Genomic DNA, 20,540 nt, shown 5'->3' on the forward strand with positions numbered 1-20,540 from the left:
GTGAACACCCACGGACACCCCACCCGGCGCCGGCTCCGCGCCGTCGTCGCCCTCGTCCTCGCCGTCACCGCCGCAGGAGTCACGGTCCCGGCGGTCGCGGCGGCCCCCGCCGCGCAGGCGCCCGCCGCCGAACCGGCAGCGGCTCTCTCCGTGCCGGCCGGCTCGGCCGTCGTCTCCGCAGGCCCGACCGGCTTCCTCACCTCCCACGCGGAAGGCACGGCCACCGTCCACACCTGGATCGCGTACGACGGGACCCGGACCCCGCTGCCCGCCGGACGGTACGAGGCGAGCCAGGGCACCGACCTCGTCGTACGGATCGAGGGTCCGAAGCGCACCTACCTCGACATGGCGACGGGCCGCGAAGTCGTCTCGTACAGCACCACCGAACTCGTCGGCACCCCGGTGCCCCTGCTCCACCAGGGCACGTCGCTCGTCACGCGGACATTCCCCGGCACGACCGGCGGGCGGGAGCTGCACGTCGTCAGCAGGGATGCCCAGGGCCGAACCGTGGACCGTGCCGTGCAGGGCCTCCCCGCCGACGATCTGGTCGCGGCGGAGAGCGCCGGGCCGGACACCTTCCTCGCCCGGTACCACTCCGTCGTGGGCGGCGTGTGGAGCGAGAAGCTGGCCGTCGTGGACGTCGTCTCGGCGTCGGTGGTCGAGACGTACGACCACGTCTACGGCAGGGCCGGGCACCAGCCCGCGACCGCGTCGCCGACGCGCCTGGCCTGGCTGGAGCTGGAGGAGTACGGCAGCAGTCTGGCCACCGTCCGGCGGGGCGAACCCCGGATCACCCGCACCGAACTGCCGCGCCCGGTCGACCTGGAGACGAACGCCCGGACGACCGTGCGGATCGTCGGCGACTGGGCCGTGTACAGCGCGCTCGGCGGCGGCAGCTCCCCCCGGACCGAACCCCTGCACCCGGTGACGGCCCGTTCGCTGAAGACGGGCGAGACCGTCCCGCTCCTCGCGCACGCGTCGAGCCTCGTCGCCTCCCCGGACGGCACGTTGCTCGCCGCCGGCGGCACCGTCGATCAGGGCGAGGGGGTGTACCGGATCGCGCCCGGCGCAGACGACGGCGCCGCGCCCGCCGTCAGCCTGCTGGCGACCACCGGCGTCCCCACCGCGCTCGCCGTCACCACCGAGAACGCACCGGCCGGAACAGTCGACCTCGACCGCGCGGGCGGCTCGCTGAATCCCTCGTGGACGTTCACCCGGCACAACGCCGAGGTGCGTGTGAGCATCCGCCACACCGCTTCGGGCCGTTCGTGGACCTCCCCGACCCTGACGTCCCGCACGGCGGCCGAACCCTTCACCGTCACCTGGGACGGCTCCTTCGACGACAAGTTCCCTGCGTACAACGGGGATTACACGTGGACGATGACCGCGAGGCCCGCCAATGGCATCGGCCCGGACGTCGTCCGTACCGGCTCCTTCACCCTCACCCGGCAGGTCCGCCCGCACGACTTCAACGACAACGGCACACCCGACCTGCTCGTCCGCGACGCGCAGGGACGCCTGTCGCTGCACGAGGGGCGCCGGTACCTCGTGAGCTACGACCAGGATCCCCAGCCGCCGTCCCTGCCCGCGACGCAGATCGGCACCGGCTGGAACACGTACGACCGGATCGCCGCGACAGGAAATGTCGGCGGTACAACCGCCGGTGACCTGGTCACCCGCGACACCACCGGTGTTCTCTGGCTCCATCAGGGCAACGGCAAGGGCCTCGCGCCGCGTGTGCGGGTCGGTGGCGGCTGGCAGATCTACGACAGACTCGCCGGAGGCTCGGACCTGACCGGTGACGGACGCAACGACCTCCTCGCCACCGACAAGACCGGCACCCTCTGGCTCTACCCCGGCACCGGCAACGCCACCACACCCTTCACCACCCGCAAGAAGATCGGCGGCGGCTGGCAGATCTACAACCAGCTCACCCTCCCCGGCAACCTCGGCGGCGCCGCCCACGGCGACCTCATCGCCCGCGACAAGGCCGGCGTCCTCTGGCTCTACCTCGCCAAGGGCGACGGCACCTTCGCCACCCGAACCCGCATCGGCGACGGCTGGAACGCGTACTCCGTCCTGATCGGCATCGGTGACCACCCGCGCGACGGGCGCGCCGATCTGATCGGCGTGTACCCCAACGGCTCCCTGATCCGCCACACGAGCACCGGCAACTGGCGCCACCCCCTGGGATACCCCGCCGGATCGGTCGCCTCGCTACCGGTGTCCCGTCCCACCGACGTCTACTGAACCAGCCCGCCGGGACCGGGCCGCTGACGCCGGCCGCCGCTACCCCCGTGCGTACGAGCCCAGGCCCACCAGGCAGTACACGTACTCGTTGATCGTCGCGCCGTTGATCGTGTAGCGGTGCGAGAAGGCGTACTGCGTCTTCGGGTTGGCGTTGCAGCGGTTCAGGTCCGAGGTCAGCGGGAACGTCTGGATCACCCGGTAGTGCGCGTCCGACGCCGAGCAGTCCACCTCGTCGATGTCGCTCACGCTCTGCGCCGTCGTCGAGTCCGGAAGTGTGCCGTTGAGGCACGTGCCCTTCGTGTACGGGTCCGGCGGGGCCTCCGTCGTCGTGGTGGGGGCCGGGTCGGTCGTGGGGAACGGGGACGGGGTCGCCGTGGTGGTGACCGCGGGCGAACCGGCCGTCGGCGCCTCGTCGTCGCTGTCGTCCGTCAGGACCAGGGCCGCGATCACCGCGCCGATCACTCCGAGCGTCACCAGGCAGCCCCACGGGCTCGCCTTGCGCGCCGGCTGGGCCTGGCCGGCGACCTGGATGCGCAGGAGCACCGTGCTGTTCCCGACCTGCGCCGGGATCAGGTCGCCGTTGCGGCACGGCGGGATCTGGATGTGGGCGGGGCCCGTCGGCAGGGTGAGGGTCAGGGTCACCCCTGTCGCCGCCTGCTGCGGGGTCAGGGTTATGGAGAGGTGAGGAGACGACACCGGCTGCTCCAAGGGGAGACGAGGAAGAGGGGACGCGGGACGCCGTGCGTTGCGGATTGTTCCCGGCCCGCCCGCCCTGAAGACGGGGTTCCGCCGGTCAGCGACGCAGTTGTGACCTCAGCACCCCCTTCACCACCTTCCCGCTCGCGTTCCTGGGCAGCTCCTCCACGAACTCCACCTCCCTCGGGACCTTGTAGTTCGCCATCTCCCGCCGCGCCCACGCGATCAGGTCGTCCGCCGTGACCCTCGCCCCCGGCCGCCGGACCGCGAACGCCTTCCCGACCTCCCCCAGCCGCGGATCGGGCACGCCGATGACCGCGACGTCGGCGATGTCCGGGTGCAGCCCCATGAGTTGCTCGATCTCCGCCGGGTAGGCGTTGAAGCCGCCGACGATGAACATGTCCTTGATGCGGTCCGTGATCCGCAGATTGCCCGCCTCGTCCAGGACCCCCACGTCGCCCGTGTGGAGCCAGCCGTCCGCGTCGACGGCCCGCGCCGTCTCCTCCGCGTCCTCGAAGTAGCCGCTCATCACGTTGTGGCCGCGCACCAGGACCTCGCCCGCCGCCGAGAGCCTGACCTCCGTGTCCGGGATCGGCCGGCCCGAGGTCGTCGCGATGACGTCGGCCGGGTCGCCCCTGCGGCACATGGTGACGATGCCGCTCGCCTCGGAGAGTCCGTACGCCGTGAGGACCGTGCCGACCCCGAGCTCACCGCGCAGCCGCTCCACCAGCCTCAGCGGGACGACGGCCGCGCCGGTGACCACGAGCCGCAGGGCGGAGAGGTCGTACGAGGAGCGCGCCGGGTGGTCCAGGAGCGACTGGTGCAGGGTAGGCGGTCCCGGCAGGACCGAGATGCGTTCGGCGGCGATGTTCGCGAGGGCGGTGTCCACGTTGAAGACGGACTGCGGGACCATCACCGCCCCGCGCATCAGACAGGCGATGATCCCGGCCTTGTAGCCGAAGGTGTGGAAGAACGGGTTCACGATCAGATAGCGGTCGCCCTCGCGCAGGCCGGCGAGCTCCGACCAGATGCCGTAGCAGCGCAGCGTCTGCGCGTGCGTGATCACCGCGCCCTTGGGGGCGCCGGTCGTCCCCGAGGTGTAGATGATGTCCGAGGGCGCGGCGGAGTCGATGGTGTCGGCCCGGGCCCGGACCTCCGCCGAGGAGACCGCCTCTCCCTCCGCCAGGAAGTCCTTCCAGGTCGTGTAGTCCTCGGGCGCCGCGTCCGCGAGCACCACCACCCTTTCCAGGTCCGGGAGTTCGATCCCGGCGCGGCGCAGGGAGGCGACGTACGAGGTGCCCAGGAAGGTCCCGGTGACGAAGAGCAGCTTCGCCCGGGAGCGGGAGAGCACGTACGCGGCCTCGGTGCCCTTGAAACGGGTGTTCAGCGGGACGAGCACCGCGCCCGCCGTCACCGCCCCGAGCGCCGAGACGATCCAGTCCAGTGTGTTGGGCGCCCAGATCGCGACCCGGTCGCCGCGCTCCACGCCCGCGGCGAGACAGGCCGCGGCCGCGCGTTCGACGCGCTCGCCCAGCTCCTCGTACGAGACGCGGGTGCGGCCGTCGACCACCGCCTCCGCCGTCCCGTACCGTTCGGCCGCCGCGCGCACGAGGCCCGCTATCGAGCCCCATTCCAGGTCGCCGCGCATCACAGTTCCTTCCGCCGCACCCGTAGCTGACTATCCGTCAGATTAGCTGTAGCCTGACGCGCTGTCAGCAGCTCGCGATCGGGGAGGTTGCAGTGCTCAGGGACGCCACGGCCATCGTCGGGATCGGACAGACACCATTCGCGAAACAGCTCCCCGAGTCCGAGAAGACGCTCGCCTGCCGGGCGATCCTCGCCGCACTCGACGACGCCGGCATCGCGTCCTCCGAGGTCGACGGCTTCGCCTCGTACACGATGGAGGAGACCGACGAGGTCGAGGTCGCCAAGGCCATCGGCGCCGGTGACGTCACCTTCTTCTCCAAGGTCGGCTACGGCGGCGGGGGTTCGTGCGCCACCGTCGGCCATCTCGCCGCCGCCGTCGCCACCGGGCAGGCGAGCGTCGGAGTGGCCTGGCGGTCACGCAAGCGCGGCAGCGGCCCCCGGCCGTGGAAGAACACCGCCGTACAGCTGCCCACCCCCGGCCAGTGGACCCGGCCCTTCGGGCTGCTCCGGCCCACCGACGAGATCGGGATGCTCGCCCGCCGCTACATGCACGAGTACGGCGCCACCCGCGACCACCTGTTCAACGTCGCCCTCGCCTGCCGCAACCGCGCCAACCAGAACCCGGACGCGATCATGTACGACCGTCCGCTGACCCGCGAGATGTACATGACCGCCCGCTGGATCAGCGAACCCCTCTGCCTCTTCGACAACTGCCTGGAGACGGACGGGGCGCTGGCATGCGTCATCGTCAGCGCCGAACGGGCCCGCGACTGCCGCCAGAAGCCCGTCTACGTCCACTCCGCCGCCCAGGGCCTGCCCTCCCAGCACCACGGGATGGTCAACTACTGGAACGAAGACCCGCTCACCGGCCCCGCCTGGACCGCTGCCCGGCACCTCTGGAAGCAGGCCGACTTCGGCCCCCAGGACGTCGACGTCGCCCAGATCTACGACGCGTTCACCCCGCTCATCCCGCTCTCCCTGGAGGGCTACGGCTTCTGCGAGCGCGGCGAGGGCGCCGCGTTCACCGAGGGCGGCGCGCTGGAGATCGGCGGACGGCTGCCGATCAACACCGGCGGCGGCGGACTCAGCGAGGCGTACGTCCACGGCTTCAACCTCATCAACGAGGGCGTGAAGCAGCTCCGCGGCACCTCCACCGCCCAGGTCCCGGACGCCGCCACCTGCCTCGTCACCGCCGGCGAGGGCGTCCCCACATCGGCCATCCTGCTTCGAGCCTGAGGAGTTGAGACCCCACATGCTGACGCCTGTCGTGGACGAGGACGGTGCCCCTTTCTGGGAGTACACCGCCCGGGGCGAACTGAGGATCCAGGGCTGCGCCGACTGCGGTGAGCTGCGCTTCCCGCCCCGGCCCTGCTGCCCGCACTGCCAGTCCTTCGCCGCGGAGTGGCGGCTGATGTCCGGCCGCGGCCGGATCTGGTCGTACGTCCTGCCCCACCCGCCGCTCCTGCCCGACTACGCCGCCCAGGCCCCGTACAACACCGTCGTCGTCGAGCTCGCCGACGCACCCCGCATCCGCCTCGTCGGCAACGTCGTGGCCGACCCCGGCGCGGCGCTCGACTCGGTCGATCCGGCGCGGCTGCGCATCGGGGCGGGTGTACGGGTCGCGTTCACCGAGATCGACGGCATGGCCGTGCCCCGCTGGCTCCTGGAGCGCGGATGAGCCTGACCGTCGTACGCGACAAGGAGACGGGCGTCGCGGTCGTCACCCTGGACCGGGCCGACAAGCACAACGCGATCACCCTGGACATGGCGCGCCGCCTGGCGGAGACCTGGCGGGGGTTCCGGTACGAGGACGAGGTGCGGGCGGTCGTCGTCACCGGGGCGGGCACCCGGGCCTTCTGCACCGGCATCGACCGGTCGGCCGATGTCCCGCAGCCCTCCTCCCCGTACACGATCGACGATCCGCTCGTCGCGATCGGCCCCAAGGCGAACGACCTGTGGAAACCGGTCGTCGCCGCCGTGGAGGGGATGGCCTGCGGCGGGGCGTTCTATCTGCTCGGGGAGGCGGAGTTCCTCGTCGCCGGCGAGGGCGCGACCTTCTTCGACCCGCACACCACCTACGGGATGGTCAGCGCCTTCGAGACCATCCACATGGCGCAGAGGATGCCGTTCGGGGAGGTGGCGCGCATGGCACTGATGGGGACGGCCGAGCGGATCTCGGCCCGCCGGGCGTACGAGACGGGGCTCGTCTCCGAGCTGACGGAGCCCGGCGGGGCGCTGGACGCCGCCCGCCGGGCCGCCGCCGTCATCGCGGCGTACCCGACCGAGGCGGTCCAGGGCACGGTCCGCGCCCTGTGGTCGGCCAAGGAGGCCGCCCGCGCACAGGCCCTCGCCCACGCGCCGCACCTCGTCGCCCTGGGAAACCTGCCGCCGGAGCGGCAGGCGGAGCTGTTCACGAGGAGGGCGCCGGAGTTCCGGACCCGCTGAGGCCTGGTACCGAGGTCAGCCGATGGTGCGGTCGGCGTCGACGACGACGCACTGGGTGTACTCGGAGCCGTCGCCGGTGCCGGTGTAGGCGGTGGTCGCCTCGGCCGGCGTCGAGGCGCCGGCCTCGACGCGCACGTCGTCGACCTTCGCCATCGCGACGGCGGCGCTCGGGTCACCCTTGAACTGAAGGGAGACGTCGTAGAGGTACGCCGAGGAGTCGCTGTTGGTGATCGTCACCTTGGCGACCAGGTTCTTGCGGTCGGCGCTGAGCTTGCACTCGTCGATGCGGATGTCGCGCTGGGCCTTGTCCCTCGACGAGCCGCCGACACCGCCGCTGGTCAGGCCGCCACTGCTGGAGCTGCTGCTGTCGGAACCACCGCTGCTGGAGCTGCTGCTGTCCGACCCGCCGCTGCTGGAGCTGCCGCCGCTGCAGCTGCCGCCGCTGGAGCCGCGGGCGCCGGTGAGCGCGACCAGAGCGATACCGAAGACAGCGATGGCGCGGACATGACGAAGCTTCACGCTTCAACCCCCGTTGAGTGTGTGTACGAATACCAGAGTGCAAATGCCGGAGTGAACGCACTCGTCTTGACGAGCGCACGTCACCCTACTGGACGGAGACGCCTGCGATCACACACGTCCTGACCCGGTCGACCGTCCTCGGCGACTCCATCGCCAGGTCGAAGGTCTTCGTCTCGCCCGGCTCGACCGTCACCAGCTTCCCCGCCTCGTCGACGTCCGCACCGCCGGAGCCTTCGAAGCCGATCTCGACCTTGTACGTCTCCGTGACGGCCGCGCGGGAGGTGATCCGCAGCGTGGCGGTCGTGTCGGCTTTGCGGGCCGGCCTGCCCTTGCGCTTCTTCCGCGCGGGCTCGACGCAGTCGACGACCACGACGTCCACGTCCGAGGTCGAGCTCGTGGTGGGCGTGGGCGTGGCGGTGTAGGTACTGCCGCCCGAACCGCCGCTCCCGGCGTCGTCGTACTCGTAGTCGTAGTCGTCGTTCTTCTTCTTGGAGCTGGAGCAGCCACCACCGTCGGAGCCGCCGCTCCTGCTCTTGCCGCTCCCGCTGCCGCCGCTGCCCTTGCCCGTCTGGAAACCCGTCAGCGCGAGCACCACCACCGTGAGCGTCGCCGCGAGCCTGAGGCCCCTGCGGCGCGCCGTCCCCGTTGCCATTCCCGGCCTTCCTGTCGTGTCCGCGCCACCCTAGCGCCGCGTGGCGGGGCCCCCGCACCCGGCGTAGCGTCGACACCGAGAGCCGGACCGTAAGGAGGCCGATCGATGGTCCGCAACGTCATCGGCTCGATCCTGGCCCTCGCCGGAGCGACGGCCGCCGTCTGGAGCCCCTTCCGTGCCTGGTACGACGGCCGTCACGGCAGCGACTACCGCATCGAGGACCTGTTCGGGGGCATCACCGACGCCAAGGCCGACTTGATCGGTTCGATCCTGCTGCCGTTCGCCTTCGCGGCCCTGGTGACCCTCGCCGGTGTGGTGTTCCGGTCCCGCCTGCTCGTGGCGTTCGCGGGACTGACCGTGCTCGGCTTCACCATCCTGTGGATGGTCCGCGTCAGCCAGGTCGAGGGCGGCCTGACGGTCGCCGACGACGGTACGGGGCTCGGTGACGGCGTCGCGAACGCCCTCGGCGGCGGGGTACTGCTCCTGCTGGCCTCGGTGGTCATGTCGGGCCGTACCCGCCGGCACAGCATCCCCGTCGGCGGACCGCGACATGCCCGGTCGGCAGAGCCCGCGTATCCCGCGCAGCCCACCGGCCCCACGGAGCCGATGCCGCCGGACGGCGGAGGCCCTCAAGGCCCGTACGACGACCCCTACGGGTCACCCACGCGGACCATGGACCTCCCGGCCTGGGACCCGGACCGCGACCGGCCGGACCGCGAACAGCCCCCGAACCACCGCGCCTGACGCGGCAAGGTCCGGGCAGCCCTCACGCCCTCGGCGCCGCCGCCCCCCGACCCGTCGCCGTACCCTTCACCGCGTCCAGCGCGTACACGCAGCGGTCCTTGCTGCACGCGTACACGACCCCGCCCCGCGCCACCGGCGAGCCGGTGATCTCGCCGCCGGTCGCGAGCTTCCAGCGCAGCTGGCCGCCCGTCGCGTCCAGCGTGTACAGGACGTGGTCCGCCGAACCGAAGTGCACCCGGCCGTCGGCGACGACCGGCGTACCGGTGAGCTCGCCGCCCGCCGCGAACCGCCACTTCGGCGTGCCGGTGACCGCGTCGAGCGTGTAGAGCGCGCTGCCGCTGCCCACGTGCACATTGCCGTCGACGACCAGGACCGGCTCGATCGACTGGCGCGACTCGGTCGCGATCCGCCAGCGGTCCTGGCCGGTGGTCGCGTCCAGCGCGTACACCGTGCCGAGGTAGTCGGCGAGATAGACCCCGCCGCCCGTGACGGCCGGACCGGGCGCGAACGCCGGCGGCGAGAGGAAGACGGCGGGCGCCTCGAAGTGCCAGCGGACGTGCCCGCCCGCGATGTCGATCGACAGCACACGCGTGCCGGCCGAGACGTACACGCAGCCGTCCTCCGCCGGAGCGATCCGCACCGGCACGTTGCCGCACGAGGCGGCGTCGCCGACCGGGTACGACCAGCGCTCCACACCCGTACGGGCGTCCAGCGCCTGGAGCCGGGCGTCGCGCCACACGTACACCGTGTCGCCGTGCACGGCGGGCCCCGCCTCCGGGGTCTCGAAGTCCGTCTGCGCGCCGGTGATCTCCCACAGCTTGGCGCCGTTGGAGGCCTCCCAGCCCTGGACGCCGCCACCCCTGGTGCCGGTGACGACGGTGCCCCGGTCGACCTTGAGCGAGTACACCCAGGCGTCCGTCTGGAGCCGCCAGCGCTCACTGCCGTCGGTCGCGTCGAGGGCGTAGAGCGTCGGCCCGTCGGAGGCGTGGATACGGCCCTGGGCCACCGCCATCGACCAGGCGACGTCCCGCGTCTTGAACTGGCGGCGGCCGCTGGCCACGTCCAGGGCGTGCACCTCGAAGGAGGTCACGTACAGCAGGTCGCCGGCGACGACCGGGGTGCCCCATACGTCGTTCGACATCCGGAAGCGCCAGGGCCGCCAGTGCGCGGGCTCGGGCGCCGCCTCCGGCGCGGGAGCGGGTACCGAGAGCGGGCGGGCGCCCGGCGGAGGGCCGGGCTCGGCGCCGTTCGCGCCGCCGCCGGGCGGACGGATCCAGCCGGTGGCGGTGTCCGCGACCTGGCCGATCGCGGCGCGGGTGTCGGCGACGCGGGGGCCGGGGCCGATCGGGACGGCGGCGCCTGCGAGGCGTACCGGACCACCGGACTCGGCCGGGGCGGCGTGCCGCCCACCACCGGGACGCGGATCGGCGCCATGGCCCGGGCGCGGGTCGGCGCTCCACTCCGGCGCCTGCCGGGGCGGCCGCGGCGGCGCGGGCGGGGCGGCCGGGGGCGGCGGGGTGCTCGGGCGGCCACCGCGGCGCGTCTCGATCATGGCGGTGGCGGACTGCGGCAGCCACGCCGACGCCGTACCGCTGTCGTCACTGCCCGGGCCGAAGAGATGGGGAGCGAGCTGGGCCTGGAGGTCGGCCGGGGAGGGACGGCGCGAGACGTCCATCTGCATACAGGACTCGATCAGCGGACGCAGCTCGTCCGGCAACCCCTCCAGGTCCGGACCCTCCCTGAGCAGCATGAACACCGTCTCGACGGGGTTGGCGCCATGGAAGGGGGCGTGGCCGGTGGCGGCGAAGACCAGCATCGAGCCCAGCGAGAAGACATCGCTGGCACCGGTGACACTGCGCGAGTCACGGGCCTGCTCGGGCGACATGTACGCGGGCGTGCCGACGGCGACGTTGGTCATGGTCAGACGGGTGTTGGAGACCCCGGAGGCGATGCCGAAGTCGATCACCCGGGGACCGTCCTCGACGACGAGGACGTTCGACGGCTTCAGGTCGCGGTGGACCAGGCCCGCGCCGTGGATGGACTGCAGGGCCTCGGCGACCCCGGCGGCCAGCCAGCGCACGGCCTGGGCAGGCAGCGGCCCGCACTCGTTCACTATCTCTTCGAGGGAGGGCGCGGGAACGTACGCGGTGGCCAGCCACGGCACGGCGGCCCGCGGGTCGGCGTCGACGACGGCGGCCGTGTAGAAGCCGGAGACGGCCCGCGCGGCCTCCACCTCACGGGTGAAACGGACACGGAACAGCTGGTCCTCGGCGAGCTCGGTCCGCACGGTCTTGATCGCCACGCGCCGCCCGGACGCCGAGCGCGCGAGATAGACGAGACCCATGCCACCTGCACCGAGCCGGCCCAGCACCTCGAAGGGCCCGATCCGTCTCGGGTCGTGCTGCGTCAGCTGCTCCACTTGCCTGCCACCTCCCCGTACGGGCCATGAGAATACGGCCCCGTGGCCCTGATTCTTCCTGTCCGGGGCGACGGTTGCGAACCCGGGGGCGGATCGGGGTGTCTCAGTGCATATCGTCGGACGCGGAGGTAGCCCTTTCGGCCGATTCGGCGGGTTCGTCGCCCACCGCTTCGGTCGACGACCCGGCCACCGATGCGTCCGAGGGCTCGTCCGACTCCGCCAGGACCGCGAAGCGGGCGCCCTGGTTGTCGTGGAGGACGGCGATGCGGCCGTGCGGGGTGTCGAAGGGCGGGTTCGTGATCCGGCCGCCGAGGTCGACGGCGGTCGCACAGGCCGCGTCGCAGTCGGCGACGGCGAAGTAGAGGAGGACGTGCCCCGGCATCTCGGCCGGGAAGGCGTCGGTGAGGACGGCCCGGCCGCCGAAGGCGGTGTCGTCGCCGGGGCGGGAGCCGGGCGGGGACCAGACGCGGTAGTCGAAGCCGCCCTCCCTGCCCTCCTCGTCCGCGTCCACCTGGCGGCCGAGGTAGCCGAAGACGGAGGCGTAGAAGGTGTCGACCGCGTCCCGCTCCCTCGTATAGACCTCCATCCAGCAGAAGGAGCCGGGGAGCATCGTCTTCTCGAAGCCCTCGTCGTCACCGGCCTGCCGCAGTCCGAAGACGGCGCCGCCGGGGTCTGCGGCGAGCGCGAGGACGCCGAAGGGGCCCACCGGGTACGGCTCCATGATCATCTGGCCGCCGGCCGCCTTGATCCGGGCCGCGAGCGTGCCCGCGTTCTCGGTGGCGAGGTAGACGGTCCAGGTGGTGGGCATCCTGCCGTCCCGCTTCGGTACGAGTCCGGCGACGCGCCTGCCGTCACTGAGGGCCTCGTCGCGGTCGGGGTCGAAGGTCCAGCCGAAGAGCTCGCCGTAGAACCGCTTGCCCGCCTCGAGGTCGGGGAGCTGCGCCTCCACCCAGCACGGGGTGCCCTCTGTGAATACGGCCATGCCTCCACGCTAGGCCGCGGGGACCCGCCCCGCACGCCCCATAATCGAACATACCGCCATATAGGGAGGCGGCGAGCGGGGCTCTCACCGAGTTGTCCACCGAAGTTGTCCACAGGCTGTTAATAAGCCTTTTCGAATGGAGCTGATCCTTCCGCCGCTCCGGGCGCCGCCGGGAGGGGCGTCCGGCGGGTGCACCCCATTTGCAGTCGGCCGAATCGCGCGCCGATCACCCCTCGGTAAGCTGACGGCATGACAGGACAAGTACGCACCGTCGACGGCCGCGTGGCCGGACGACGCGGCCAGGCGACGCGGCAGAAGCTGCTCGACTGCCTCAGCGAGATGCTCAGCTCCTCGCCGTACCGGGACGTCAAGGTCATCGACGTGGCCCGGAAGGCGGGCACTTCACCCGCGACGTTCTACCAGTACTTCCCCGACGTCGAGGGCGCCGTCCTCGAGATCGCGGAGGAAATGGCCAAGGAGGGCGCCGCGTTGACCGAGCTGGTCTCCGGCCGCTCCTGGGTCGGCAAGGCCGGCTGGCAGACCTCCGAGGAACTGGTCGAGGGCTTCCTGGACTTCTGGCGCAAGCACGACGCGATCCTGCGGGTCGTGGACCTCGGCGCCGCGGAGGGCGACAAACGGTTCTACAAGATCCGCATGAAGATCCTGAACTCCGTCACCAACTCCCTTACGGACAGCGTGAAGGAGCTCCAGGCGAAGGGCAAGGTCGACAAGGACGTCAGCCCCGCGGCGATGGCGGGCTCCCTGGTGGCGATGCTGGCCTCGGTCGCCGGGCACCAGAAGGGCTTCCAGACCTGGGGTGTCAAGCAGGCCGAACTGAAGCCGAATCTGGCGCTGTTGGTGCATCTGGGCATCACCGGCAAGAAGCCGACGAAGTAACGTCGCGCCTGCTCGACCGGTACACCCCGCACGCCCGCCACGCGGGCATGCCCACCGCTCCCGCCTGCCCGTTCCTCGTCCGTCCTGTCGCGCCGGCGGCGGTCCCCTTCGTGAGACCGCCGCCGGCGTTCCTCGTTCCGGCGGCGGTCGCGGTGGGCTCACCGTCTCGTCAGGCGGAAGAGCCTGATCTCCCGCTCCACCCGCTGCTGGTACGTCGCGTACGGCGGCCAGAAGGCGAGCGCCGCGCGCCATGCCTCCGCGCGCTCCTCCCCCGTCAGCAGCTCCGCCCGTACCGGGATCGTCTCGCCGCGCCAACTCACCTCCGCGTCGGGGTGTTTCAGCAGGTTCGCCGTCCAGGCCGGGTGTCCGTCCCGCCCGAAGTTCGACCCGATCAGGAGCCAGGTCCCGGCGGGCTCCGGCATGCACGCGAGCGGGGTGACCCGGGGCTGCCCGGACTTCGCGCCCTTCGCCGTCAGGATCACCCCCGGCAGCATCTGGGCGCTCAGCAGCACCTTGCCGCGCGTCAGCCGGTGCACGGCCCGGTCCATCGCCGGGATGAAGTGCGGGGCGACCTTCGCGAACGTCCTCGTGGACGACACCTTCTGCATCAGACGCACTCCGACGGGCATCAGGCCGCCACCTCTCCGAAGAGGCCCGTCATCTGGGCCGCCCGCTCGCGAAGCCGGCGCGCGGGACCGAAGAGCAGCTCGTCGGCCGTCGCCCGTTTGATGTACAGATGCGCTTCGTGCTCCCAGGTGAAGCCGATGCCGCCGTGCAGCTGGATCGTCTCGCCGGCGACCGTCCGCAGCGCCTCCAGGGCGGCCGCGAGGGCGAGCGCCCCGGTCGCCGGTTCGCGGGCCGCGCCGTACGTCAGCGAGCGCGCCGCCTCCACCTGGACGTACAGGTCGGCGATCCGGTGTTTGACGGCCTGGAAGGAGCCGACGGGCCGCCCGAACTGTTCGCGGGAGCCGACGTACTCGACCGTGCGGTCCAGGGCGGCCTGCGCCGCGCCGATCGCCTCGGCCGCGAGAGCCGCGGCGGCCGTCCGTCCGGTCCCGGCGAGCGTCCCGACCACGTCGACCGGTTCTTCGCCGAGCAACTCGGCTTTCACGTCGCGGAGTTGGATCGAGGCCTGGGAGCGGGTCGCGTCCAGGGTCGGCTGCCGTACGCGGACGAGTCCGGCCGCGTCCCCGCGGACGAGGAAGAGCAGGGTCCGGCTTCGCGCGAAGCCGCCGGCGTGGGCGGCGACCACGAGCAGGCCGGCGCTGTGCCCGTCGAGGACCTGTGTCACCTCCCCGTACAGCTGCCATCCCCCGCCGGTGGCTCGCGCCTGGACGCCGCCGGCCCGTCCGCCGCCGGCGGCCCAGGAGCGGTTGTCGCCGGTCAGGCCGAGGGCGAGCGCCAGTGAGGCGCCGGGGACGGCGAGTGCGCAGGTCAGGGAGCCGTCGGCGATGCGTGGCAGCAGGTCGGCGCGCTGCTGCTCGGCGCCGAGGGCGCGGATCGCCGGGGCGGCGAGGAGGGCGGTGGCGAGGAGAGGGGAGGGGGCGAGGGCGCGGCCGGTCTCCTCGCAGGCGAGGGCGAGTTCGGCGGGGCCGCAGCCGACGCCGCCGTACTCCTCGGGCAGGGCGAGCCCGGGCAGTCCGAGGGTGCCGGACATCCGGTTCCACAGGTCGGTGTCGTACCCCTCGGGGGTCGCGACGGCGGCGCGGACCTCGGCGGGTCCGGAGCGTTTGGCGAGCAGTTCGCGCAGGGTGCGGCGGATCTCGTCCTGCTCCGCGGTGAAGGCGGCGTCCATGGAGCTCCCCTCCGGTATCTGACGGCCCGTCATGCTAGGGCGGGCGGAGGAAGAAACCCAGAGTCTGGAGGGGCGGATCTCGCGGGAACGCCGGTGGCCGGTGGCCGCGGCGTCCGGTCATGGCGCCGGCCGCGGCGCTCTCGCCCGCTCAGCAGATGTCGCCCGGCGCCTTCGCGGTCGCGCGCAGCAGATCCTGTACGAGGGTGAAGTCGACGCGCTCCGGGCGCCGGAAGCGCAGACATCCCTTGCCCATGTCCTGGTCGGCGAGCCGCTGCTCGAAGCCCTCCCGGACGTCCGGCCGCATCAGGTAGAAGGAGATGTACTGCTTCTGCGAGGCGAAGGCGATCTCCGGCTCGCCGCCCGGCCGCCGGTACGTGGGCATCCCGTAGGCCATGGCCTCCTCGAAGCCGTGCAGCTCGGTGCGGCAGAGCTCGCGCAGCCGCACGAGGGCGGTCAGCCGGTCCGGCTCCACGATCTCGGCGAGGTACGAGTCGACGTCTTCGGCCGTGCTTCTCGCCATCCGATTCTCCACATCTGATGTACCGTCAGATTCATGCCCACCACTTCACGGAACCGCGACCGCGCCGGGCGCCGCGTCGCCGTCGTCGGCATATCCCTCTCCGACTGCGGCCGGGTCGACGAGGCCACTCCCTACACTCTGCACGCCCAGGCCGCGCGCCGCGCCCTCGCGGACAGCGGACTCGACCGCTCGGTGATCGACGGTCTCGCCTCGGCGGGGCTCGGCACCCTCGCACCCGTCGAGGTCGCCGAGTATCTGGGGCTGCGCCCCCGCTGGGTGGACTCGACCGCCGTCGGCGGCGCCACCTGGGAAGTCATGGCCGCGCACGCGGCCGACGCCATCGCCGCGGGCCACGCCAACGCCGTCCTGCTCGTCTACGGCTCGACCGCCCGCGCCGACATCAAGGCCCGGCGGCGCACCTCGAACCTCTCGTTCGGGGCGCGCGGCCCTCTGCAGTTCGAGGTCCCGTACGGCCACACCCTGATCGCCAAGTACGCGATGGCCGCCCGCCGCCATATGCACCAGTACGGGACGACCCTGGAGCAGCTCGCCGAGGTCGCCGTCCAGGCGCGGGCGAACGCCGCGCTCAACCCGGAGGCGATGTTCCGCGAGCCCGTCACGGTCGACGAGGTGCTCGGCGGCCCGATGATCGCCGACCCGTTCACCAAGCTCCACTGCTGCATCCGCAGCGACGGCGGCTGCGCGGTACTGCTGGCCGCCGAGGAGTACGTACCGGACACGGCGAAGGCGCCGGTGTGGATCCTCGGCACCGGCGAGCACGTCTCGCACACCACGATGTCGGAGTGGGAGGACTTCACGGTCTCCCCTGCGGCGGTCAGCGGCCGTCTCGCGTTCGAGCGGGCGGGGGTGCGGCCGGAGGACATGGACCTCGCGGAGATCTACGACGCCTTCACGTACATGACGCTGGTGACGCTCGAGGACCTGGGTTTCTGCCCGAAGGGCGAGGGCGGGCCGTTCGTCGCGGAGAAGGACCGGCTGCCGGTGAACACGGACGGAGGCGGGCTCTCGGCCTGCCACCCGGGGATGCGGGGGCTGTTCCTGCTGGTGGAGGCGGTGCGGCAGCTGCGCGGGGAGGCGCCGGGGCTCCAGGTGCGCCGGCCGGACGGCAGCCTGCCGGAGCTGGCGGTGGCGTCGGGGACGGGGGGCTGGTTCTGCTCCTCGGGAACGGTGGTGCTCGGGCGCGGCTGAGTCCGGACCCCTCACCGCCAGGATCTATACATTCGTCATAGACAAGCGTGTAGGACATCCGTACAGTCATGGGTGCGGGGCCGTGCCGGCCCCGCACCCACCCGACGAGGAGTCCCGCCATGACGCACACGCCCGCCGCCAGGACGGTCCTCATCTCCGGCGCCTCGGTCGCCGGACCGGCCCTCGCCCTCCAGCTCCACCGCCACGGCTTCACCCCGACCGTCGTCGAGCGCGCCCCCGAACTCCGCACCGGCGGCTACAAGGTCGACATCCGCGGCACCGCCGTCGAGGTCTGCCGCCGGATGGGGATCCTCGACGAGATCCGCGCCGGGTCCACCGACATGGAGGGCGGTTCGTACGTCGACGCCCGGGGCCGCACGGTCGGCCACATGCCCGCGGAGATCTTCGGCGGCCGGGTCGAGCAGGACGACGAGATCATGCGCGGCGACCTCGCCCGGATCCTGTACGAGCGGACCCGCGAGGACGTCGAGTACGTCTTCGGCGACTCGATCACCGCCCTGCACGACGACGGCGACGGCGTCGACGTCACCTTCGAGAGCGGGCGGCGCCGGCGCTTCGACCTGGTCGTCGGCGCGGACGGCATGCACTCCACCACCCGGCGCTTCGTCTTCGGCGACGAGCGGCGCTTCCGGCGGTACCTGGGCGCGTACGTCTCGATCTTCACCGGCCCCAACCGTCTGGGCCTCACACGCTGGGAGACCTACCACGCCCGCCCGGACAAGCTGGTCTCCGTCTACAGCACGGCGGGCGAGCAGGCGCACACCGCGAAGAACTGCTTCGTCTTCGCCGCGCCCGAGGAACTGTCCTACGACCACCGGGACACCGACGCCCAGAAGCGGCTGCTCGCCGACGCGTTCGCGGGCGACGACTGGGAGATCCCGCGGCTGATCGCCGACGCGGCCGGCGCCGACGACTTCTACCTGGACGCGATCGCGCTCATCGAGATGGACCGCTGGTCGAGCGGCCGCGTCGTCCTCGTCGGCGACGCCGCCCACTGCACCTCCCCCGCCTCGGGCCAGGGCACCGGCCTCGCCCTCACCGGCGCGTACGTCCTCGCGGGCGAACTCGCCGCGGCCCACGGCGACCACCGCACGGCCTTCGAGGCGTACGAGCGCGTGATGCGGCCGGGCGTGGAGCTGAACCAGCGCTTCGCGGCCGGCTTCGCCAAGGAGATGCCGGTCTCCGCCCGCTGGAAGATCGCCCTGCGCATGCTGATGGTGCGCACGCTCCCCCGCACGCCCTGGAAGAACCTGATCGCGAAGAAGATCCGCGACGAGATCCAGCGCGCGGCGAACGCGGTCCCGCTGAACGAGTACGGGGACGGCCGGCGGAACATCGCCGCCTGACGGCGGAGAGGACACCCTCCCCGGCAGGAAGCCGGCCGGGAGTACCCGCTACTGTCCTGCGCTCTAGGGGAGGGAAGATCGTGAAGCACACGTATACGCACAGACCCGGCCGCCGCCTGACGGCCCTGGCCGTCACCGCCGTCCTCACGGCCACCGGGGCGACCCTGGCCACGCCTTCGGCCGTGGCCGCCGTTCCGGCCACCACCGCCGACACGACGCCGCAGGAGACCGCCGTACGGTTCCCGCTGAACGCGGAGGTCGTCAGCGCCGGCACCTCCGGCTTCCTGTCGAAGACCCACTCCGGCACCCCCGAGTACCGCTGGACGCGGTACTCGGACGGCACCTCGGCCGTGCTGCCGGCCGCCGCGTTCGTGACCGGCGGGGTCTCGGACTTCGTGGTGACGGGCGACCAGGCCGACCCGATGGACAACCGGGTCCTGAAGATCCACGACATGGCCGCTCCTTCGGCCGCTCCGGTGGAGGTGGATCTCGACGAGCTGGGCGACGGCTACTGGTTCGCGGGCGCGATCGGCTCCACGCTGATCGTCCTCGTGGAATCCCCGGAGGGGGGTTGGCTGCCCCACCTGATCACCGTGGAGGGCGGCTCCCTGACCGACCGCCCCGTGACCGGCATGCCGCAGGGTGCCTGCGACCTCAACGTGGCGGCGTACTCCAAGGACACCGCCGTGTTCGACTGCGGGCTCGGCCTGAACGAGATCCGTGGCAAGGCCGTCGTCGATCTCGCCACGGCAGCCGTCGTGTCCGCACACGTCCAGGCCGGCTCTCCCGCCCGCCTGTGGGAGGCAGCCGTCTCCGGCACTCATGTGGCATGGCACGAATGGGTGGACGGGGAGCGGGTGATCGGCGCCGCGCGGCGCGGCTCGACCGAGACCAGGCGGATCCGGACGAAGAGCTACTACGAGGACGACTTCCGCCTCGTGGGCGATTGGGTGACCCTCGGCGAACCATCCCGGCTCGACCAGGGCGGAGGCTCGTACCACGGTGGAACACCCACACCGCCACGGCCCCTCACCGCCGAGTCGGCCGAGACCGGTGAGACCGTCGAGCTGCTCACCCACCTCTCCTCCTCCGTCCCCGCCCCGGACGGCTCCCTGATGGTTCGGGGCGGCACCCTGGCCAAGGGCGAGGGGCTCTACCGGGTGGCCCTCGGCCCGGACGGGAAGCCTGCCACCACCCTGGTCGCGCCGACCGGCCAGGCGACCGCCGTGACCCTCCTCGGCAGCACCGTTCCGTCCGTGATCACCGGTGAACAGCTCGCCAAGGGCGTCGACCTGAGCTGGGACCTGTCCCGCAGCGACGCGTACGTGTGGGCGACGCTGGTCCACGTACGGACGGGCCGGAGCCAGCAGTGGCCGCTCGTGCACACGACGAACTCCACCACGGCACCGCGCAAGGTCAGCCTGCACTGGAACGGCAAGGACCTGTCGACCCTCGACTCCGCGAGCCCCGCCCTCAACGGTGAGTACACCTGGGAGCTCACCGCGCGGCCGGACGACGGCATCGGCCCGGAGCTGACGGCGACCGGGCGGTTCACCGTGACCCGCCCCGTCGCCCCGCACGACCACGACGACAACGGCACGCCCGACATCTTCGTCCGCGACACGTCGGGGGCCCTCACCCGCGTCGGGACGCACCTGTCCGAGGCCGACGACAATCTCGTCCACGCGGGTGCCTGGAACGTCGGCGGCGGCTGGCAGATCTACGACCGGATGGAGTCCGTCGGCGACGTGGCGGGCACGTCCGTGAGCGACGCGATCGCCCGGGACAGGAGCGGGGCACTCTGGCTCTACCAGGGCACCGGCGCGGGAACGAAGCCGCTCCTCACCCGGACGAAGATCGGCGCCGGCTGGCAGATCTACGACCAGCTCGCGGGCGGCAGCGACCTGACCGACGACGGCAGGGCGGACCTGGTCGCCACCGACAAGGCGGGCGTCCTCTGGCTCTACAGCGGTACGGGCAACGCCGGTGCCCCCTTCTCGACGCGGAAGAAGATCGGCACCGGCTGGGGGATCTACAACCAGCTCACCGCCACCGGCAACCTCGCCGGCGGCGCGGCCGGCGACCTCGTCGCGCGTGACAAGGACGGCGTCCTCTGGCTGTACCTCGGCAGGGGAGACGGCACCTTCACCGCCCGGACGCGGATCGGCAGCGGCTGGAACACGTACAACGACATCATCGGGATCGGCGACGGCAACGGCGACGGCCGTCCCGACCTGCTCGCGCTGAAGCGGGGGGCCGCCACCGGCGCCGGGTCGTACTTCTACGCGGGCACCGGCGACCGGAACGCGCCCTTCAAGGCCAGGAAGTCCAACGGCGTGCTCCTGGACGACCTCTTCTACGAGGCCGGGTTCTGACGACCTGAGGCCGGGGCGCCGCG

At 72.2% G+C, this 20,540-nt stretch carries 18 protein-coding genes; 9 read left to right on the top strand and 9 right to left on the bottom strand.

Annotated features, from left to right (window positions below; translation table 11 throughout):
- A complete protein-coding gene (locus ACZ3OF_RS20795) occupies positions 1-2,250 on the top strand; it encodes an FG-GAP repeat domain-containing protein (RefSeq protein WP_467306084.1) in 2,250 nt (749 codons plus the stop codon).
- A 39-nt stretch (positions 2,251-2,289) separates the two neighbouring features.
- On the opposite strand, the gene ACZ3OF_RS20800 is transcribed toward ACZ3OF_RS20795, so the two are convergent.
- Positions 2,290-2,946, bottom strand: a complete 657-nt coding sequence (locus tag ACZ3OF_RS20800) for an LppU/SCO3897 family protein (RefSeq protein WP_361671658.1) — start codon at positions 2,944-2,946, stop codon at positions 2,290-2,292.
- A 97-nt stretch (positions 2,947-3,043) separates the two neighbouring features.
- Positions 3,044-4,594 carry a FadD3 family acyl-CoA ligase gene (locus tag ACZ3OF_RS20805; protein ID WP_361671656.1) on the bottom strand — a complete coding sequence of 517 codons (1,551 nt, stop codon included), beginning with the start codon at positions 4,592-4,594 and terminating at the stop codon, positions 3,044-3,046.
- Between the two features lie 92 nt (positions 4,595-4,686).
- On the opposite strand from ACZ3OF_RS20805, the gene ACZ3OF_RS20810 reads away from it, so the two are divergent.
- The 3 genes from ACZ3OF_RS20810 to ACZ3OF_RS20820 are packed head-to-tail and all read left to right on the top strand — an operon-like array spanning position 4,687 to position 7,038.
- Positions 4,687-5,829: a lipid-transfer protein gene (locus ACZ3OF_RS20810; protein ID WP_361671654.1), complete on the top strand. Its 1,143-nt coding sequence runs from the start codon at positions 4,687-4,689 to the stop codon at positions 5,827-5,829.
- A 16-nt stretch (positions 5,830-5,845) separates the two neighbouring features.
- Positions 5,846-6,271, top strand: a complete 426-nt coding sequence (locus ACZ3OF_RS20815; RefSeq protein ID WP_361671651.1) for a Zn-ribbon domain-containing OB-fold protein — start codon at positions 5,846-5,848, stop codon at positions 6,269-6,271.
- Entirely contained in the window at positions 6,268-7,038 is a 771-nt protein-coding gene (locus tag ACZ3OF_RS20820) for an enoyl-CoA hydratase/isomerase family protein (protein ID WP_361671648.1), read from the top strand. Before ACZ3OF_RS20815 ends, ACZ3OF_RS20820 begins: the two co-directional genes overlap by 4 nt.
- Before the next feature lie 15 nt (positions 7,039-7,053).
- Here the strand turns inward: ACZ3OF_RS20820 and ACZ3OF_RS20825 are convergent, their stop codons facing one another.
- Positions 7,054-7,557 (bottom strand): hypothetical protein, encoded by a 504-nt coding sequence (locus ACZ3OF_RS20825; RefSeq protein ID WP_467306088.1) that lies wholly within the window; start codon positions 7,555-7,557, stop codon positions 7,054-7,056.
- Positions 7,558-7,642: 85 nt separating this feature from the next.
- On the bottom strand, positions 7,643-8,209 hold the full coding sequence (locus ACZ3OF_RS20830; protein ID WP_361671643.1) for a hypothetical protein: 567 nt from the start codon (positions 8,207-8,209) through the stop codon (positions 7,643-7,645).
- A 105-nt stretch (positions 8,210-8,314) separates the two neighbouring features.
- Between ACZ3OF_RS20830 and ACZ3OF_RS20835 the strand changes: the two genes are divergently transcribed.
- The gene (locus ACZ3OF_RS20835; protein ID WP_467306090.1) at positions 8,315-8,953 is read left to right on the top strand and encodes a hypothetical protein; all 639 of its coding nucleotides are present in this window, start codon (positions 8,315-8,317) and stop codon (positions 8,951-8,953) included.
- Between the two features lie 22 nt (positions 8,954-8,975).
- Here the strand turns inward: ACZ3OF_RS20835 and afsK are convergent, their stop codons facing one another.
- Together afsK and ACZ3OF_RS20845 are read right to left on the bottom strand one after the other, a co-directional pair.
- On the bottom strand, positions 8,976-11,372 hold the full coding sequence (gene afsK / locus ACZ3OF_RS20840; RefSeq protein WP_361671638.1) for a protein serine/threonine kinase AfsK: 2,397 nt from the start codon (positions 11,370-11,372) through the stop codon (positions 8,976-8,978).
- A gap of 103 nt (positions 11,373-11,475) precedes the next feature.
- Positions 11,476-12,354 (bottom strand): VOC family protein, encoded by an 879-nt coding sequence (locus ACZ3OF_RS20845; protein WP_361671636.1) that lies wholly within the window; start codon positions 12,352-12,354, stop codon positions 11,476-11,478.
- A gap of 249 nt (positions 12,355-12,603) precedes the next feature.
- On the opposite strand from ACZ3OF_RS20845, the gene ACZ3OF_RS20850 reads away from it, so the two are divergent.
- Entirely contained in the window at positions 12,604-13,251 is a 648-nt protein-coding gene (locus ACZ3OF_RS20850) for a TetR family transcriptional regulator (RefSeq protein WP_361438282.1), read from the top strand.
- Positions 13,252-13,409: 158 nt separating this feature from the next.
- Here ACZ3OF_RS20850 and ACZ3OF_RS20855 read toward each other — a convergent pair whose 3' ends face one another.
- The 3 genes from ACZ3OF_RS20855 to ACZ3OF_RS20865 all read right to left on the bottom strand — a co-directional run bounded on the left by ACZ3OF_RS20855 (position 13,410) and on the right by ACZ3OF_RS20865 (position 15,566).
- Complete coding sequence (locus ACZ3OF_RS20855; protein ID WP_361671634.1) at positions 13,410-13,880, bottom strand: nitroreductase family deazaflavin-dependent oxidoreductase; 471 nt, start codon at positions 13,878-13,880, stop codon at positions 13,410-13,412.
- The gene (locus tag ACZ3OF_RS20860; protein WP_361671633.1) at positions 13,880-15,046 is read right to left on the bottom strand and encodes an acyl-CoA dehydrogenase family protein; all 1,167 of its coding nucleotides are present in this window, start codon (positions 15,044-15,046) and stop codon (positions 13,880-13,882) included. Before ACZ3OF_RS20860 ends, ACZ3OF_RS20855 begins: the two co-directional genes overlap by 1 nt.
- A gap of 148 nt (positions 15,047-15,194) precedes the next feature.
- Complete coding sequence (locus tag ACZ3OF_RS20865; protein WP_361671632.1) at positions 15,195-15,566, bottom strand: iron chaperone; 372 nt, start codon at positions 15,564-15,566, stop codon at positions 15,195-15,197.
- 33 nt (positions 15,567-15,599) lie between these two features.
- Here ACZ3OF_RS20865 and ACZ3OF_RS20870 point away from each other — a divergent pair, with 33 nt between their 5' ends.
- The 3 genes from ACZ3OF_RS20870 (at position 15,600) to ACZ3OF_RS20880 (ending at position 20,517) form a co-directional block, all read left to right on the top strand.
- Positions 15,600-16,775: a thiolase C-terminal domain-containing protein gene (locus ACZ3OF_RS20870; protein ID WP_467306096.1), complete on the top strand. Its 1,176-nt coding sequence runs from the start codon at positions 15,600-15,602 to the stop codon at positions 16,773-16,775.
- 119 nt (positions 16,776-16,894) lie between these two features.
- The gene (locus tag ACZ3OF_RS20875; protein ID WP_467306098.1) at positions 16,895-18,142 is read left to right on the top strand and encodes an FAD-dependent monooxygenase; all 1,248 of its coding nucleotides are present in this window, start codon (positions 16,895-16,897) and stop codon (positions 18,140-18,142) included.
- Between the two features lie 80 nt (positions 18,143-18,222).
- Complete coding sequence (locus ACZ3OF_RS20880; RefSeq protein WP_467306099.1) at positions 18,223-20,517, top strand: FG-GAP-like repeat-containing protein; 2,295 nt, start codon at positions 18,223-18,225, stop codon at positions 20,515-20,517.
- Positions 20,518-20,540: the final 23 nt, after the last annotated feature.

The organism is Streptomyces sp. NPDC022552 (assembly GCF_055561875.1).

Coding starts and splice junctions, on each gene's coding strand:
- ACZ3OF_RS20805 (WP_361671656.1), bottom strand. CDS start 4,594: ATGCGCGGCGACCTGGAATGGGGCTCGATAGCGGGCCTCGTGCGCGCG.
- ACZ3OF_RS20815 (WP_361671651.1), top strand. CDS start 5,846: ATGCTGACGCCTGTCGTGGACGAGGACGGTGCCCCTTTCTGGGAGTAC.
- ACZ3OF_RS20820 (WP_361671648.1), top strand. CDS start 6,268: ATGAGCCTGACCGTCGTACGCGACAAGGAGACGGGCGTCGCGGTCGTC.
- ACZ3OF_RS20830 (WP_361671643.1), bottom strand. CDS start 8,209: ATGGCAACGGGGACGGCGCGCCGCAGGGGCCTCAGGCTCGCGGCGACG.
- ACZ3OF_RS20835 (WP_467306090.1), top strand. CDS start 8,315: ATGGTCCGCAACGTCATCGGCTCGATCCTGGCCCTCGCCGGAGCGACG.
- ACZ3OF_RS20845 (WP_361671636.1), bottom strand. CDS start 12,354: ATGGCCGTATTCACAGAGGGCACCCCGTGCTGGGTGGAGGCGCAGCTC.
- ACZ3OF_RS20850 (WP_361438282.1), top strand. CDS start 12,604: ATGACAGGACAAGTACGCACCGTCGACGGCCGCGTGGCCGGACGACGC.
- ACZ3OF_RS20855 (WP_361671634.1), bottom strand. CDS start 13,880: ATGCCCGTCGGAGTGCGTCTGATGCAGAAGGTGTCGTCCACGAGGACG.
- ACZ3OF_RS20860 (WP_361671633.1), bottom strand. CDS start 15,046: ATGGACGCCGCCTTCACCGCGGAGCAGGACGAGATCCGCCGCACCCTG.
- ACZ3OF_RS20865 (WP_361671632.1), bottom strand. CDS start 15,566: ATGGCGAGAAGCACGGCCGAAGACGTCGACTCGTACCTCGCCGAGATC.
- ACZ3OF_RS20870 (WP_467306096.1), top strand. CDS start 15,600: ATGCCCACCACTTCACGGAACCGCGACCGCGCCGGGCGCCGCGTCGCC.
- ACZ3OF_RS20875 (WP_467306098.1), top strand. CDS start 16,895: ATGACGCACACGCCCGCCGCCAGGACGGTCCTCATCTCCGGCGCCTCG.